This window comes from Nocardioides sp. Root122 (assembly GCF_001425025.1).
In the GTDB taxonomy this organism is placed as follows: domain Bacteria; phylum Actinomycetota; class Actinomycetes; order Propionibacteriales; family Nocardioidaceae; genus Nocardioides.
This window is the reverse complement of the sequence record NZ_LMDE01000010.1, coordinates 505494-520618: the sequence shown is the minus strand read 5'-3', so window position 1 is coordinate 520618 and position 15125 is coordinate 505494. Positions and strand designations below refer to the sequence as shown.

General features: G+C 70.7%; 16 protein-coding genes. 6 read left to right on the top strand and 10 right to left on the bottom strand.

The genetic code is table 11. The features are described from left to right. A complete protein-coding gene (locus ASC64_RS11540) occupies window positions 1-357 on the bottom strand; it encodes a hypothetical protein (RefSeq protein ID WP_056907665.1) in 357 nt (118 codons plus the stop codon). 151 nt (window positions 358-508) lie between these two features. Here ASC64_RS11540 and ASC64_RS11535 point away from each other — a divergent pair, with 151 nt between their 5' ends. Further along, window positions 509-3334: a cation-translocating P-type ATPase gene (locus ASC64_RS11535; protein ID WP_056907664.1), complete on the top strand. Its 2826-nt coding sequence runs from the start codon at window positions 509-511 to the stop codon at window positions 3332-3334. Between the two features lie 406 nt (window positions 3335-3740). Here ASC64_RS11535 and ASC64_RS11530 read toward each other — a convergent pair whose 3' ends face one another. Beyond that, window positions 3741-4952: a class I SAM-dependent RNA methyltransferase gene (locus ASC64_RS11530; RefSeq protein WP_056907663.1), complete on the bottom strand. Its 1212-nt coding sequence runs from the start codon at window positions 4950-4952 to the stop codon at window positions 3741-3743. After that, the gene (locus tag ASC64_RS11525) at window positions 4949-6997 is read right to left on the bottom strand and encodes an APC family permease (protein WP_082550396.1); all 2049 of its coding nucleotides are present in this window, start codon (window positions 6995-6997) and stop codon (window positions 4949-4951) included. Before ASC64_RS11525 ends, ASC64_RS11530 begins: the two co-directional genes overlap by 4 nt. 56 nt (window positions 6998-7053) lie before the next feature. Here ASC64_RS11525 and ASC64_RS11520 point away from each other — a divergent pair, with 56 nt between their 5' ends. Both ASC64_RS11520 and ASC64_RS11515 read left to right on the top strand, forming a co-directional pair. Continuing rightward, window positions 7054-7716 (top strand): potassium channel family protein, encoded by a 663-nt coding sequence (locus ASC64_RS11520; RefSeq protein ID WP_056907661.1) that lies wholly within the window; start codon window positions 7054-7056, stop codon window positions 7714-7716. A 20-nt stretch (window positions 7717-7736) separates the two neighbouring features. Further along, window positions 7737-8408, top strand: coding sequence for a potassium channel family protein (locus tag ASC64_RS11515; protein WP_056907660.1), 672 nt, complete (start codon window positions 7737-7739; stop codon window positions 8406-8408). 40 nt (window positions 8409-8448) lie between these two features. Here the strand turns inward: ASC64_RS11515 and ASC64_RS11510 are convergent, their stop codons facing one another. The 4 genes from ASC64_RS11510 to dut are packed head-to-tail and all read right to left on the bottom strand — an operon-like array spanning window position 8449 to window position 10609. Continuing rightward, entirely contained in the window at window positions 8449-9162 is a 714-nt protein-coding gene (locus tag ASC64_RS11510; RefSeq protein WP_056907659.1) for a DUF3159 domain-containing protein, read from the bottom strand. Next, a complete protein-coding gene (locus ASC64_RS11505; protein WP_056907658.1) occupies window positions 9159-9521 on the bottom strand; it encodes an OB-fold nucleic acid binding domain-containing protein in 363 nt (120 codons plus the stop codon). Before ASC64_RS11505 ends, ASC64_RS11510 begins: the two co-directional genes overlap by 4 nt. A gap of 3 nt (window positions 9522-9524) precedes the next feature. Further along, window positions 9525-10178: a DUF3710 domain-containing protein gene (locus ASC64_RS11500; protein ID WP_056907657.1), complete on the bottom strand. Its 654-nt coding sequence runs from the start codon at window positions 10176-10178 to the stop codon at window positions 9525-9527. Beyond that, complete coding sequence (dut, locus tag ASC64_RS11495) at window positions 10175-10609, bottom strand: dUTP diphosphatase (RefSeq protein ID WP_056907904.1); 435 nt, start codon at window positions 10607-10609, stop codon at window positions 10175-10177. The genes ASC64_RS11500 and dut overlap by 4 nt, the downstream gene beginning before the upstream one ends. A gap of 174 nt (window positions 10610-10783) precedes the next feature. Here dut and ASC64_RS11490 point away from each other — a divergent pair, with 174 nt between their 5' ends. From ASC64_RS11490 to ASC64_RS11480, 3 genes are all read left to right on the top strand, one after another. Continuing rightward, window positions 10784-11230 carry a DUF3093 domain-containing protein gene (locus tag ASC64_RS11490; protein ID WP_056907656.1) on the top strand — a complete coding sequence of 149 codons (447 nt, stop codon included), beginning with the start codon at window positions 10784-10786 and terminating at the stop codon, window positions 11228-11230. A gap of 22 nt (window positions 11231-11252) precedes the next feature. Then, complete coding sequence (locus ASC64_RS11485) at window positions 11253-11579, top strand: DUF4235 domain-containing protein (protein ID WP_056907655.1); 327 nt, start codon at window positions 11253-11255, stop codon at window positions 11577-11579. Window positions 11580-12001: 422 nt separating this feature from the next. After that, window positions 12002-12607 (top strand): helix-turn-helix domain-containing protein, encoded by a 606-nt coding sequence (locus tag ASC64_RS11480; protein ID WP_056907654.1) that lies wholly within the window; start codon window positions 12002-12004, stop codon window positions 12605-12607. Between the two features lie 119 nt (window positions 12608-12726). On the opposite strand, the gene ASC64_RS11475 is transcribed toward ASC64_RS11480, so the two are convergent. From ASC64_RS11475 to ASC64_RS11465, 3 genes are all read right to left on the bottom strand, one after another. Beyond that, a complete protein-coding gene (locus ASC64_RS11475) occupies window positions 12727-13017 on the bottom strand; it encodes a DUF4193 domain-containing protein (RefSeq protein ID WP_056600397.1) in 291 nt (96 codons plus the stop codon). Between the two features lie 176 nt (window positions 13018-13193). Further along, window positions 13194-14006 (bottom strand): inositol monophosphatase family protein, encoded by an 813-nt coding sequence (locus ASC64_RS11470; RefSeq protein ID WP_056907653.1) that lies wholly within the window; start codon window positions 14004-14006, stop codon window positions 13194-13196. Then, window positions 14003-15118, bottom strand: coding sequence for a ferrochelatase (locus ASC64_RS11465; protein WP_056907652.1), 1116 nt, complete (start codon window positions 15116-15118; stop codon window positions 14003-14005). Before ASC64_RS11465 ends, ASC64_RS11470 begins: the two co-directional genes overlap by 4 nt. Between the last annotated feature and the right edge of the window lie 7 nt (window positions 15119-15125).

The following is a 15125-nucleotide window of genomic DNA, read 5'->3' as shown; positions in this document are numbered from 1 at the left end:
TCAGTCGATGCCGGCCTTCCGGTCGAGCTCCTGGAGGAGGTCGTGCGCGGCCAGCTCGACCTGCTTGTGCCGCCACTCGGACGCGCGGTAGACGCACGCGATCAACCCGGAGCGGTGGACCCTGCGCAGGTCGCCGTAGACGAAGGCGTACCTCGCCTTGGTCCCGTCGTTGGCGCCCTCGGTGAGGCCGAGGTGCCATCCGGAGTAGTCGTCCCACGAGTGCTTCTCGAGGTAGGCGTTCTGGGCGTCCGCGCCGGGCTGTACGTCGCCCCAGTCGCTGTCCAGGACGTACTGCCGCGCCTCGATCAGCCGGCGCGCATGGGCGACTGCGTCCGGGTTGACGGCGTAGGTGGCCATGCGACCACACTGCCACGACCGGCGCGGGACACCGTTGCGCGACTCAGAGGCCGAGCACCGTGTCCTGACGGTGTGTCGGCTCAAGCATCTCGACGCTAGCGTCGAGGTGACCGCGTTGTGCGGCACTGCCAACGCCTGGAGGAATTCGCCCATGGATCGAGATCCACCGACTTCGGGGCCTTCTGGTGACCCCTCCCTTCTCGACTTCGAGACCGTCGCCCGCGAGCTGGACGTGGACCCGACCGCCGGGCTCTCGGACGACGAGGCCGCGCGCCGACTGGCCGCCGACGGCGCCAACGAGCTACGCGGCAAGACGCCGCTGCCCCTCTGGCGCAAGATGCTTGCCCAGTTCCAGGACCCCCTGATCTACCTGCTTCTCGCAGCCGTGGCGATCTCGATCATCGCCTGGCTCCTCGACGGTGCCCGAGGTGTGCCCGTCGACGTCCTGGTCATCGCCGCCATCATCGTGCTCAATGCCGTGCTCGGCTATACCCAGGAGGCGCGGGCCGCCGACGCGGTGGCGGCCCTCGACAGCATGACTGCCGCGACGTCCACGGTCCTGCGATGCGGGACGCTCCGGACGGTTCCCTCGACGGAGCTGGTGAGAGGGGATGTGCTGGTCCTGGACGCGGGCGCAGCGGTGGGGGCAGACGCCCGTTTGCTGAGCGCGAGCTCGCTCCGGATCCAGGAGGCATCCCTGACCGGGGAAAGCGAGGCCGTCACGAAGGATCCGACGACTCTTGGTCGACACGTTCCCCTCGGTGATCGGGTGAACATGGTGTTCAAGGGCACCGCCGTGGCCCAAGGCACCGGGCGGGCCGTCGTCACTGGCGTCGGGATGCACACCGAGGTCGGGGCCATCGCCGAGCTGCTGGACGCCACGGTCGAGGAACCCACTCCCCTGCAGAACGAGGTGGCGAGGATCAGCAGGATGCTCGGGGCCGGCGTCGTCGTCATCGCGATCGTCGTGATGCTCACGATCATCGTGATCGACGGCGTCACCGAGCCGAGTGACCTGGTGGTCGTGCTGCTGCTGGGCGTCTCGCTCGCGGTTGCCGCGGTACCCGAGGGGTTGCCCGCCATCTTGTCGGTCGTGCTCGCGATCGGCGTGCAGCGCATGGCCAAGCGCAACGCCGTGGTGAAGAAGCTCAGCTCGGTGGAGGCGCTGGGGTCCGCCTCGGTCATCTGCACTGACAAGACCGGCACCCTGACCCGGAACGAGATGACGATCCAGCGGATCGTCACGGCGTCGGGCACTGCCGAGCTGAGCGGCATCGGATATCGCCCCGAGGGCGAGGCGCGAAGCGATGGACGACCGCTCCTGGATGCCCACCTGTACGAGGCCCAGCTGGTGCTGGGGGCAGGGGCGCTTGCCAATGACGCGCAGCTGGCCGAGCGTGCTGGCGAGTGGGAGATCGTGGGTGATCCGACCGAAGCCGCGTTCCTGGTCGCGGCACGCAAGCTGGAGGGCACCACCGAGGAGATGAGCCGGTTCGACCGACGGGCGGTCATCCCGTTCACGTCCGAACGCAAGATGATGTCGACCCTGCACCAGGAGTCGAGCGACGACAGCCGGTTCGTGCTGACCAAAGGCGCCCCAGACGTTCTCCTGGCCAACTGCACGATGCAACAGGTGGGGCGCGAGACGGTCCCCCTCACCGACGGGACCAGGGCCGAGCGGCTCGCCGAGGTCGAGACCCTGTCTGCGGGCGCCTTCCGGACCCTCGGCGTCGCCTATCGGCGCCTGGCCGAGGGGTCCGAAGCTGTCGAGATGGATCAGTCCTGGGAGCGTGACCTGGTCTACGTGGGCGTCGTCGGCATCATCGACCCCGCGCGCTCCGAGGTGGCTGCGGCGGTCGGCGAGGCACACCGTGCAGGCATTCGCGTCATCATGATCACCGGGGACCATCCGACCACCGCCAGCCGCATCGCGGAGGACCTCGGCATCATCGAGGTCGGCGGTCGCGCCGTGACCGGGGTGGAGCTGGACACCCTCGACGACGAGGAGCTGCTCGCCCTCACGCGTGAGGTCTCCGTGTATGCCCGGGTGGCACCCCAGCACAAGCTCAGGCTCGTCGACTCGCTGCAGTCAGATGGCCAGATCGTGTCCATGACCGGCGACGGCGTCAACGACGCCCCCGCGCTCAAGTCGGCCGACATTGGGGTAGCGATGGGCATCACCGGGACCGAGGTCACCAAGGAGGCCTCGCGAATGATCCTGGCGGACGACAACTTCGCCACGATCGTCGCCGCGGTCCGGCAAGGTCGTGTCATCTTCGAGAACATCAAGAAGTTCCTGCGGTACCTGCTGTCGTCGAACATGGGCGAGGTGCTCACCGTCTTCCTCGGAGTCGTCCTGGCCGGCGCCATCGGGCTCAGCGAGGCGAGCGACGGGTCCGCGGTCGTGCTGCCGCTGCTCGCGACCCAGATCCTGTGGATCAACCTGATCACCGATTCCACGCCCGCACTGGCCATGGGAATCGACCCGGAGATCGACGACGTCATGGCGCGGGCACCACGCAAGATGACGGACCGGGCGATCGACGCCCGGATGTGGAGAGGAATCGCGGCCATCGGGTTGGTCATGGCCCTCGTGACGCTCTTCGCGATCGACCTGTTCCTGCCGGGCGGCCTGGTCGCGGGCGACGACACCCTCGACGTCGCCCGCACCGCCGGCTTCACCACCCTCGTGCTCGCCCAGCTGTTCAACTCCCTCAACGCCCGCTCGGAAACGACAAGCGCCTTCCATGGCCTCTTCGGCAACAGGTGGCTGTGGGCCGCGCTGGGGCTGAGCGTGGCGCTACAAGTCGCCGTCGTCGAAGTCCCGTTCCTCCAGGTCGCCTTCGGCACAGCATCCATGGACCTGACCCACTGGGCCGTGTGCGTCGCCCTCGGGTCGGTCGTGCTCTGGTACGACGAGCTCCGCAAGATGCTCCTGCGACTCACCGATCACCGGTCGGCCGCGCCGCCCCGGTGACGACGGGCCCGAGCGACGCAAGCGGGGGCTCCAGCGCCACGCGGGACCTCTCTGACCGACCAACACAAAAAAAAGAAGGTCGAAGTCCAGTTCCTTGGGATGTCTGGGACGATCCCTCTCGGAATGCCCTCTTCATCGCCGCGGTGGGCGGCGGTGTGGTGGTAGCCATCGCGGGGGTCGCTCGAGTCACACAATTGCGCATGAACGCGCGCCGTACCAGGCAGGGCACCACTGGCCACCCGTAACGAGGTCTCGGCGCCTCGACAGAACCCGGTGCAACGAACACGTCCGAGTCCGAGATCTCTCGGCAATGGCCGCAGCAGCCCTCGAATCGTCCTCGTGCTGGACGCGCAAAGTGCGCCACGAGGCGGGCTAACGACGTCGGTCCGATTCACGTCTCCGCAGGTCAGCGGCACCGTTCCAGCAGCGCCACGCACTCCACGTGGTGGGTCATCGGGAAGAGGTCGAAGGCGCGGATCGCCGTCAGCTCGTAGCCGTGCTCGGCGAAGATCGCGACGTCGCGGCCGAGGGCGGCGGGGTCGCAGGCGACGTACGCCACCGCGCGTGGGCGCCGGTCGACCACCTGCTCGACCACCACCCGCTTGGCGCCCTCGCGGGGTGGGTCGAGGACGACGAGGTCGAAGGGCTCGTCGAGCCTCTCGCGCAGCACCCGATCGGTCGGCCCCCACTCGACCACGGCAGGCTGCAGGGCAGCGAGGTTCGCGCGGGCGTGCTGGCACGCGGTGCGGTCGGCCTCGACCGCGACCACCCGGGCACCGGTCGCCTCGCCGACGAAGCGGGCGAAGAGACCGACGCCGGCGTAGAGGTCGAGGGCCGCCTCCCCCGGCTGCGGGTCGAGCAGCTCCATGACCGCCTCCACCAGCACGCGCGGTGCCTCGGGGTGGACCTGCCAGAAGCCGTCGGCGGCGACGGAGAAGGGATGGGTGCGGCCGTGCGCGGTGACCTCGTGGGTGACCGGGTCTCGTGACGGGCGCTGCGCGCCCTCCTCGACCACCGGTTCGTCCCGGGCGTCGACCGGGCGGGCGCCCTCGGCGGCGATCAGGCAGTCGTCGATCGGCACGAGCGCGTGCGAGCGGTGCGCACGCATGGCGGGTCGCCCGTCCGGCGCGGCGGCGTAGCGCTGTCGCGTACGCCACCGCAGGCCGTCGTCGGGGCGTCCCTCGACCGGTACGGCTTCGACGCCCAGGCCCTGCACGATCGCGGACTCCGGGGCGAGCCGTCCCAGTCGGACCAGCTGCTCGCGCACCACCGCGGTCTTGAGCTCGCGCTGGGCGGGTACGGCGACGTGCTGGAGGTCGCACCCGCCGCAGAGGCCGGGGCCGGCGTAGGGGCACGGCGCCTCGACGCGGTCAGAGGAGGGCGACAGGACGGCGACGGCGTCGCCGCGCCAGAAGCGGTCGCCGTCGGTGCCCTCGGTGATCTCGACGACCACCTGTTCGCCGGGGAGGGTGTGGCGCACGAAGACGACGCGGGACTCGGGCTCGGGCAGGCGCGCCACGCAGTGCCCGCCGTGGGCGACGGGTCCGACCTCGACCTCGAACCTCTCCCCGACCCGCGAGCGGCCGCGAGCCTTGCGGGGCCGGTTGGTGCGGCTCACAGGTCGTCCGCCTGCCGCGAGCGGCGCGAGCCGACACGCCCCCGGCGGAGGTCGCCGGCGTGCACACGGACCTCGTCGCGGGCCTCGCGCTCCCGCGCGATGAGGGACGAGCGGAGCTGGTAGGGCACCGAGATCACCATGACGCCGGGGGTGAACAGCAGCCGGCCCTTGAGCCGGAGCGCGGTCTGGTTGTGGAGCAGCTGCTCCCACCAGCGACCCACGACGTACTCCGGGATGTAGACCGCGACGACGCCACGGGGGCTGGCCCGCCGGATCTCCTGGGTGTACTCCACGATCGGTCGCACCACCTCGCGGTAGGGCGAGTGCAGCACCTTGAGCGGGATGTCGAGGTGCCGCTCGTCCCACTCCTCGAGGAGCCGGCTGGTGGCCTTGGCGTCGATGCTGACGTAGATCGCCTCGAGCACGTTGGGCCGGGTGGCGCGGGCGAAGGCGAGGGCGCGCAGCGTGGGCTTGTGCAGCTTGGACGCCAGCACGATCGCGTGGACGCGGGTCGGCATGATCTTGTCCTGCTCGTCCGCGGCGAGCTCGAGCTCGACGCGGGCGTAGTGGCGACCGATCGCCTTCATGACCATGAAGAAGAAGGCCATCGCCAGGATGGTGATCCACGCGCCATGGATGAACTTCGTCAGCAGCACGATCACCAGCACCACGGCCGTCATTCCCAGGCCGAAGGTGTTGATCGCCCGCGAGCGCAGCATCTTGCGGCGTGCGGCCGGGTCGCGCTCGCTCTTCAGGTGCCGGGTCCAGTGGCGGATCATGCCGAGCTGGCTGAGGTTGAAGGACACGAAGACGCCGACGATGTAGAGCTGGATCAGCTTGGTGGTCTCGGCGTCGAAGACCCAGATGAGCAGGATCGACATGGCGGCGAGGAAGACGATGCCGTTGCTGTAGGCCAGCCGGTCGCCACGCGAGCCCAGCGAGCGCGGGGCCAGCCCGTCCTGCGCCAGGATCGAGCCGAGCACCGGGAAGCCGTTGAAGGCGGTGTTCGCGGCCAGCACCAGGATGATGCCGGTGACGGTCAGCACGAAGTAGAAGCCCGGCGAGAAGTCTGCGAAGACGCCGGCGGCGATCTGGGCGATCACCGGGTGCTGCTCGTAGTCGTCGGGCAGCGCCGAGCCCGACGCCGTACGCAGGCGGTCGAGCTCGTGCGGGTCGACGTAGCGGATCGCCATCTGCTTGGCGAGCACGATGACGCTCATCATCATCGAGATCGCGATGAGGCCGAGCATCAGCAACGTGGTGGCGGCGTTGCGGCTCTTGGGCTTGCGGAACGCGGGTACGCCGTTGCTGATCGCCTCGACGCCGGTGAGGGCCGCACAGCCGGAGGAGAAGGCGCGGGCGAGGAGGAACAGCAGCCCGATCTGGGTGAGCGGCCCGTCCCAGGCCTCCTGGGGCTGGATGACGAGGCGGGAGCTCTCGGCTTCGGGCAGGTCACCGGTGAGCAGCTCCAGCAGGCCGTAGCCGCACATGCCGAGGATCGCGACCATGAAGAGGTAGGTCGGGACGGCGAAGAAGGCCCCCGACTCGCGCACCCCGCGGAGGTTCATCGCGGTGAGGACGACCACCGCGACGACCGCGACCGTCGCCTCGTGCCCGATGAGTCCGTTGATGGCGCCAGCGGCGTACTGGGCCGCCGAGGAGATCGAGACGGCGACGGTCAGGACGTAGTCGACGAGCAGCGCGCTCGCGACGGTGACGCCGGCGTTGCGGCCGAGGTTGACGGTGGCGACCTCGTAGTCGCCGCCGCCGGACGGGTAGGCGTGCACGGTCTGCCGGTAGCTCGCGACCACGGTCAGCATGACCAGGGCGACCGCGATGCCGATCTTCCACGACCAGACGTAGGTCGAGGTACCGGCGACGGCGAGCATGATGAAGATCTCGTCGGGGGCGTAGGCCACCGACGACAGGGCGTCGCTGGCGAACACGGGAAGCGCGATGCGCTTGGGCAGGAGGGTCTCCCCCAGCTGGCTGCTTCGCAGCTTGCGGCCCAACAGGATCCGCTTGGAGACATCGCCGACACTCACGGGCGGCAAGCCTAGACCCGGGGACGCCGTATTCCATGCTGGGATACGGTTCTGGCGTGCACGTCGTGATCATGGGTTGTGGCCGCGTCGGTTCGACGCTTGCCCGTAGCCTCGAGGACCGCAACCACACCGTGTCGATCATCGACAGCGAGCCCGACTCGTTCCGACGGCTCGGCCCTGAGTTCAACGGCGACAAGATCACCGGCTACGGCTTCGACCAGCAGGTGCTGGAGAAGGCCGGCATCCGCCGCGCCGACGCCTTCGCCGCAGTGTCGAGCGGTGACAACTCCAACATCATCGCCGCCCGCGTGGCCCGCGAGACGTTCGGTCTCCAGCAGGTCGTGGCGCGCATCTACGACCCGGGCCGCGCCGAGGTCTACCAGCGCCTCGGCATCACGACGGTCGCCACGGTGAAGTGGACCGCCGACCAGGTCCTCCGCCGCCTGCTGCCCGCAGGTGCCGAGCCCGACTTCCGCGACCCCTCGGGCACGATCCGGGTCGACCACATCCCGGTCCCCGAGATCTGGGTCGGCAACCGGACCGTCGAGTTCCAGATGCAGTCGCGCAGCCGGATCGCCTGGATCGACCGGCTCGGCGAGGGCATGCTGCCGACCCGCGAGACGGTGCTGCAGGAGGGCGACATGCTCCACATCGTGATCCGCGAGGAGAACGCCGCCCACGCCTATGCCGTGCTCGAGGCCGGCCCCGAAGACGACTGAGAAGCAGGAGCACAGCTGACATGCGCGTCGCCATCGCCGGAGCCGGAGCCGTCGGACGCTCGATCGCCCGCGAGCTGATCGAGAACGGCCACCAGGTCCTCCTCATCGACAAGAACCCGTCCTCGATCCGCCCCGAGCGGGTCCCCAACGCGGAGTGGCTGCTGGCCGACTCCTGCGAGCTCTCCTCGCTCGCGGAGGCACAGCTGGGCAAGTGTGACGTCGTCATCGCCGCGACCGGCGACGACAAGGCCAACCTGGTCACCTCGCTGCTCGCCAAGACGGAGTTCGGCGTGCCGCGCACGGTCGGACGGGTCAACCACCCCAACAACGAGTGGCTCTTCACCGAGGCGTGGGGCGTCGACGTCAACGTCTCCACGCCGCGCATCATGTCCGCGCTCGTCGAGGAGGCGGTCTCCGTCGGCGACCTCGTCCGCCTGTTCACGTTCCGCCAGGGCAACGCCAACCTCGTCGAGCTGACGCTGTCGGCAGATTCCCCCTACGTCGGTACGCCGGCCGGCCTGGTGCCGTTCCCGGACAACTGCGCCCTGGTCACCATCCTGCGTGACGGGCAGGTCTACCCCCCCGAGGCCGAGCAGCCCCTGGAGTCGGGCGACGAGCTCCTGTTCGTCGTGCCGACCGAGGTCGAGACCGAGCTCGAGCGCCTGCTCTCCCCCAGCCAGCACCACAGCTGACCCTTCGGCCCGTCGTGGCCGGCAGGCTCGGTCGGCGCGATCAGGCCGTCGCCGGGTCGACGCCGGCGACGGGCGTCTTGTTGCGCGAGAGCAGCCAGACCATCGAGCCGAGCGCGGCGAGCTGGAGCGGCCAGCCGAGGACGATCTTCAGCACACCCAGCGCCGCCACGGCCGCGTCCGGGTCCATCGACCCCGACGACCCGGCCAGCCAGATCGGCGCCTGCACGGCGACGCGGATCAGGCACGGGGCGACCAGCAGCCAGGTGAGGCGGCTGCAGAGCTTCACGACCTGGCGGTCGGAGTGCCACGCGGTGGGGTCGCCGGTGATGCTGCCGACCATGAAGCCGACCAGCGGCCAGCCGATCAGGCAGGTGAACGCCAGCACGACGGCGTACCCGCCGTTGTAGAGGATGCCGGGCAGGAAGTAGGCGAGCGCCTGGTCCTGCTCCGACCCGCCCGCGGCGGCGGAGCGGTGCACGAAGTACCAGCCGATGCCGATGCCGAACAGCGCGTTGACGACGAACTGCACCGTCGAGCGCTGCACGAGCCGCACCACCAAGAGCACCAGCGCCGCCCCGACGCTGACCGCCAGCGCAGTGTTGAGCTCGCGCAGCGTCAGCCACGTGGCCGTGAACAGGATGGTCGGCACCGCCGCCTCGGCCATGCCGCGACGGCCTCCGAGTGCCTTGGCGAGCTGCTGGCGCACCACGGCCTCGACCGTGTCGGCCTCCACCTTGTGGGTCTGCTCGGTCACGGGCGCAGCTCGTAGCGAGGGTTGAACATCAGGGGCACGCCGCCCTGGCGACCGATGCAGCCGGCGACGGTCACGGAGCGACCCGGGTCCACCCCGGTGATGCGTCGTCGGCCCAGCCAGACGACGGTGATCACGCCGGAGCCGTCGTCGAGCTCGGCCTCCAGCGCGGGCACACCCCCGCGCGGGCGCAACGTGACGGTGCGGAGCACGCCGTTGACGACGACCTGCTCACGCTCGGGTGCGTCGGCGATCGCGACCGCTTCCTTGCTCGTGTGCGTCTGGCGCAGGTCGCGCTGGTGCTGGTCGGAGCTGTCTGCCCATCGCGACAGCGCCTGGCGCAGCTTGCTCTTCTCCCCCACGGCTCACCTCACCCGGCGAGCGTCGTCGGGCAGGCGCACGGGCAGCGGCTCCCCGACCGGCATCGCACCGTCCCCACGCCGTACGACGACCTGCGCGAGCGCGTCCTCCCACTCCCTCGTGGCGTCGGGCTCGATCGCCGGGCGACCCAGGAAGGAGGCACGAAGCATCCACCGGTCACCGTTGATCCCGATGATCCGCGACGGCTGCGTGGCCGTCGTGCCGTCGGGACGCTGCACCGGCATCTGGCACACCAGCTCGGTGCCCCAGCGGCCCTCACGCTCGGTGGCCTGACCGCCACGGCGCGTCAGGTCCTCGGCGATCTGCGGCCGTACGTCGGACCACAGGTCGCCGTTGCGAGGGGCGGCGAACGCCTGGAACTCGCAGGCGCCGTCGGACCCGGCGAGCATCACGGCCCGGACCTGTCCGCTGTTCTCGTCGACCTGGAGCCGGAGCTCACGGTCGGCGATGGCCGGCACGAGCACCGAGCCGAGGTCGGCACGCTCGACGCCGTCACCCTCGACCTGGGAGACGTCGAAGGGCCCGGAGGCCGTCGTCGACGCACCCGGCGCGACGTCCTCGCTCGTTCCGGCGGTCACCCCGCCGGTCGCGTCGCCGCCCGGCTGGGCGGCCTCGTCCGACTTGCGACGGAACCTCACGTCAACACTCCTTCGTCACGACCGGATCCAGGACGCGATCCGGTACCTGTAGAACCGTAGCCCCCGGCGCCCCGCGTCGACTCCGGCAGCACCCCCACCTCCACGAAACGAGCGCGCTCGAAGCGCTGGATCACCAGCTGGGCGATCCGGTCGCCCCGGTTCAGGGTCACTGCTTCCTCCGGGTCGTGGTTGATCAGCAGCACCTTGATCTCGCCGCGGTACCCGGCGTCGACAGTGCCGGGAGTGTTGACGATCGACAGGCCATGGCGCGCGGCGAGTCCGGACCTGGGGTGGACCAGCGCCACGAAGCCGTCCGGCAGCGCGATCGAGATGCCGGTCGGGACCAGCGCGCGCTCACCCGGGGCCAGCGTGACGTCCACGGTCGTGTGCAGGTCCGCCCCGGCGTCGCCGGGGTGCGCATACGACGGCAGCGGGAGGTCCGGGTCGAGCCGTACGACGGCGACGTCGAGGTCGGCGGGGCCCCCGGTCTCTTGCTCGGTCGGGCCACTGGTCGGGCCGTCGGTCGGGCTGTCGGTCGGGTGGGTCGCGGCGTCGGGGTGGAGGTCGTGGTCGGGCACGAGGACTGAATCTATAGGCTCTGCGCCGTGGACTACGCCGAACGCCTCACCGTCCCGCTGCGCTGGTGGGCGCAGGGCACGATGCTCGTGGCGTCGCTGTGGCTGGCCGTGCTGGCCGCCACCCCGGGGATCGTCGCGTGGTCGGTGACGTCCGGGGCACTGGCACTGATGGTCGCGCTGTTCGTCGGCTACGGCCGCGCCCGCGTGGGCATCGAGGACGGCCACCTCCGGGCCGGCCGCGCCCACATCCCGCTCGAGCACGTGGGCGAGGTGGCCCCGCTGGACGCCGAGGAGCTGCGCCGCCAGGCCGGCGTCGACGCGGACGCCCGGGCGTACCTCCTCCTGCGGCCCTACCTCAAGCGCGGCGTCCGGGTCGACATCACCGACCCTGCCGACCCCGCGCCGTACTGGCTGGTCAGCTGCAAGCGGCCCGACCGACTGGTCTCAGCCCTAGAGGCGAACCGGGCGCACTAGCCCGCTGGGTAGGGTGAGCGACATGGCCTCCACGGACTCGAACAGCAAGTTCTACTCGGCGTTCTCGCTCGCCGCCGCCCTCGGCGCCGCGGCTGTGGCCAAGAAGGGGCTCAACACCTCCTGGCGCGCCGCGACCGGGAAGAACCCGCCGGCGAATCCCGCCGACCCGGACGTCAGCATCGCCGAGGCCGTCATGTGGGCCGCCATCAGCGGCACCCTGATCGGCGTCGCCCGGATGCTCGCCGCCCGCCGCGCGGCGCACTACTACGCCAAGTCGACCGGCCACCTTCCTCCCCAGCTCCAGAAGGACAACCAGGACGCCGACAAGGCGCCCGCCGCGCAGTCCTGACCTGCGTGGCCCGCGGCCGCGAGGACTGATGGGTCCGCACCCAGCAGGATCCGCGGCACCCCTCCGGTCGCACCCCGCCGCCCCCTCGGGGCTGCCGTACGCGCCGTGACTGGCCGATGAGTCCCTGACCGACTCACCGCCCGAGGACCCCAGCCTGGCCTCGCCCTCGAGGTTGAGTCTCCGAGAGACTCATCACCCGGCGCCCCCGCCCTTGGCATGCCCTGGCCGGTGAGTCTGCGAGCGACTCGCCGGCGAGTGCGGAGGAGGCGGCGCGTACCCGGAGCCGGGAAGGGCCGGGGAGCGTCCACAGGACCCGCTGAGGCGCCTCCTCGACCACCTCTGTGGACGGGCGCCGGCGAGTGTCGGCGTGCCCGGGTCGGATGGCGGTACGACAACCTGCCGGACCGCGAGGAGACGAGACGATGAGCGACGCGACGACCTGGGACTGCCTGGCCAACTGGACCGAGGCCGAGCGCGAGTGGTGGTGGATGGGGCCGTTCGGCGGAGGGGTGCCGGGACTCGTACGTCGGATCCGACGGATCCTCGATGTGTCCCAGCGCGGCCTCGCCCAGATCCTGGACGTCTCGCAGTCGGTCGTCGCCCGTTGGGAGACCGGACGCACCAGCCCGCGGGTCGCCGTCCTGGAGAGGATGCTGCGGCTCGCGGGCGTGGAGGTCACGCTACGCGACGCCGACACCGGCAAGGAGGTGCGCCCGATGCGGGCCGACGGGGCGCGCAAGCACGGCGGCAGCCGGTTCCCGGCGCACACGGATCTCCGGGCGACCGGGTGGTGGGTGCCGAAGGCGCTGCTGTGCATGACGTCCGTCGACTACTTCGTGCAGCGCGACCTGTCCAGGGAGGCTCGCGACCCCTACATCGCCTACCGCACGTCTTCGCGACACAAGCGTGTCGAGCGGGCGATCTACGGCACGCCGGACGACCACCCGGCGGTCCACCAGCTCGCCGCGGAGGCAGAGCACCTCGACGAGCTGCGGGAGGCCTGGCGCCCCGTGCCCCGCGCCGCGTAGCCCAGGCTGGAGGAGCCGGAAATGGGGGCCGGGGACAAGAGTCGCCGGGGTGTGGACATGACACAGCGCCCGCCCTCGTGCGAGGAACGGGCGCTGGACCTGTTCGAGGTGGTGCCTGCTCAGATGCAGTCGCGGCAGATGAGCTTCTTCTCATCGGCCAGCTGCGAGCGGTGGTGCACCAGGAAGCAGCTCATGCAGGTGAACTCGTCGTCCTGGCGCGGCATGACCTCCACTGCAAGCTCTTCGTGCGAGAGGTCGGCGCCGGGGAGCTCGAAGGACTCGGCAGCCTCGGTCTCGTCCTCGTCGACCTTGCCGGAGTTCTTGTCGTGGCGGCGGGCCTTGAGCTCCTCGATGCTCTCCTCGCTCTGGTCCTCCTCGGACTTGCGTGGTGCGTCGTAGTCGGTGGCCATCGGATCCCTCTCCCCATGCTGTGACTCGTCTGCCGCCGGATCGCGGCGGCCCGAGCCGGTGTGCTCGTCGTCGGCGCCAGATTGTGCACCATGAACCGGCTCCGTGGTGAGCCGGTCCGCGACGTGTCGCCTGAACAGTGCGCCACGTCGCGCTATTCCCCAAGTCTTGACAAGTGTCAGGACAGGAATCCGGCGGCTCCCAGAGCGGCCACGAACGTGTCCCAGCCCTCGGCCGGAGCGCCCACCACGACGTTGCGCGTGGGGTGCGGCTCGAAGGTCCTGCTGCCGTCCAGCAGGTCGAACCGGCCGCCCGCCTCGGAGAGCACCAGCCCGGCCGCGGAGTAGTCCCACGGCTGCGGTCCGGCCTCGACGTAGGCGTCCGCGCTTCCGTCTGCGACGTGGCAGAGGTCGAGGGCACAGGAGCCCATCCGGCGGATGTCGCGCACCTCGGGCAGCAGCCGGGCCACGCACGCTGCCTGGTGGGCACGGACCTCGCGCTGGTAGCCGAAGCCGGTGAGCACCAGGCGCTCCGCCAGCGGCGGCTGGGGACGTACGCCGATGGGCTGGGAGTCGCGCGTGGCACCGGCGCCACGCGCGGCGGCGTACTCGACGCCGGTCGGGATCACGACCACGGCGCCGGCCACCACCTCGCCGTCGAGCTCGACTGCCACCGAGACGGCGCAGTCGGGAAGGCCGTAGAGGTAGTTCACGGTGCCGTCGATCGGGTCGACGACCCACCGGATCCCGCTGGTGCCGGGCCGGTCGTCGCCCTCCTCCCCCAGGATCGCGTCATCGGGACGGGAGGCGGAGATCCGGGAGCGGATCAGGGCCTCGACGGCCCGGTCCGCCTCCGTGACGACGTCGACGACGCTGGTCTTGGTGTCGGCCACGTCGATCCCGCCCAGCTGCATCTCCCGGGCCAGGTTGGCGCCCTCGTGGGCGATGGCGACGGCCAGGTCACGCAGCTCGACCGGGGACACCTGGGTCACGAGTCGACACCGCACAGGGCGGGCCTGGGGCCGCGCGGGTTGGGGCAGCAGCCGGCGCCACACAGGTCGGGACCGGCAGGCAGGGAGCCGATCGCCTCGCGCTCCGGCTGCTCGCCCCGCTCGGCGGCGGCGCGCTCGAGCAGGAGGTCGCGCACCATCGTCACGAAGCGCTGGTCGGTGCCCGAGGTGGCCGCCCGGACCGCCTTCATGCCGAGACGCTCAGCGGTCGCCATCGCCTCGGTGTCGAGGTCGTAGATGACCTCCATGTGGTCGGACACGAAGCCGATCGGCACCATCACGACCTGGCCGACCCCGTCGGTGGCCAGCTCCTCGACGTGGTCGTTGACGTCGGGCTCCAGCCACGGCGTCGACGGGGCGCCGGAGCGCGAGCAGTAGACGAGGTCGTGGCGGTGCGCCTTGCCGGTCGCGGCACGTACCCGCCGGGCGACCTCGTCGACGGCGCTGCGGTGCTGCTTGACGTAGGCCCCGCGCGGCTGGCCGGCCGGGTCGAGCGAGCCGCTGGTCTCCGCCATCTCGGTCGGGATCGAGTGCGTGACGAAGACGAGTCGCGCGCGCTCCCCCCCGTCGGGCAGCTCGGACAGGGCCGCGACGCAGGCGTCCACGACGGGGTCGATGAACCCGGGGTGGTTGTAGTACTGCCGCAGCCGGTCGAGCCGCGGGGCCCCGGGGGTCGCGGAGGTGGCGTCGAAGAGGTTCTCGCGGTACTGCCGGCACGACGACCACGACGAGTACGCCGAGGTGGTGAAGACCGCGGCCCGCTCGACTCCGTCGGCCACCATCTGCGCCAGCGTGTCGGCGAGGTAGGGCTCCCAGTTGCGGTTGCCGAAGTAGACCGGCAGGTCGATGCCCTGGTCGGCGAAGTCCTTCTCGACCGCCGCGATCAGCGCGCGGTTCTGGTCGTTGATCGGGCTCCGGCCGCCGAACAGGAAGTAGTGCTGCCCCACCTGCTCGAGGCGCTCGCGCGGGATGCCCCGCCCTCGGGTGACGTTCTCCAGGAACGGCACCACGTCCTCGGGCTTCTCCGGACCCCCGAAGGAGAGCACCAGGAGAGCGTCGTACGGCTTCACATCGGGGTGACCCGCGAGATTCATGCTGCCA